1 protein-coding gene is annotated in these 713 nt (G+C 69.0%); it reads left to right on the forward strand.

All coding sequences use genetic code 11. The features are described 5' to 3' along the window. Positions 1 to 437 precede the first annotated feature (437 nt). On the forward strand, positions 438 to 596 hold the full coding sequence (locus Q7A36_RS40490; RefSeq protein WP_305109441.1) for a hypothetical protein: 159 nt from the start codon (positions 438 to 440) through the stop codon (positions 594 to 596). The last annotated feature ends 117 nt before the right edge of the window (positions 597 to 713 follow it).

Genomic DNA, 713 nt, shown 5'->3' on the forward strand with positions numbered 1-713 from the left:
GGAATCTCGCCATGGCTCCCCACGCAGCCGGCGCCCTAATGCATTCGAGCCGCCGGAGAGAGGTGAGCAATTACGAGCGTGGCCTGCTGCTGCACACCTCGCGCCCGTCCGTTCTGCCGCGCCCCGTATTGTTGGTAGACGGGATGGCGGGCCGCGGCCGAGCCAGCGCAGCCCGCGCCAGCGATGCGGAACCCGCCGTCAGCGGAAGTCACGACTGCGGCCGAGGAGCAGCAAGCCGTCCCCGTGTGCGTCCTGCACCCGCTGCAGCAGGTCCGCACGGTCGAACACTCGCCGCGCGATGACGTAGGTGATCGGCATCTCGGCGTGCTCGGTCTGCCGAACGTCATCCCGGCGCTTCGCCCCACCCTGGTGAAGCCCACGCTGGCACCCGCACAGCCAGCCCGCGCGGGCTGTGCGACGGCCTCGGGCAATAGCAGGTGCTCGCGGTGCCGCACCGGCCGGAGGAACTGGCCGGCGACCAGGTCATGGCCGCGATCGCCTGGACGGTCCGCATGGGCCGCAGCTTCGTCGCCGGGCTAGAAAATCCTGGACGTCGCAAACAACGCCGTCGGGCGAGTTCGGCAGGGCTGCTCTAGGCTTGAGAGCCCGCCCGGTTCCAACCTCGCCCAGCATCGCCGAGAGGTTCATAGCCCGTCTCGGTCACCACAATGGTGTCCTCAAGTTTTATGAAGCCACGGGCGGGGTGGAGCAGC

It is taken from the genome of Paracraurococcus lichenis (genome assembly GCF_030657435.1).
Lineage (GTDB): Bacteria > Pseudomonadota > Alphaproteobacteria > Acetobacterales > Acetobacteraceae > Paracraurococcus > Paracraurococcus lichenis.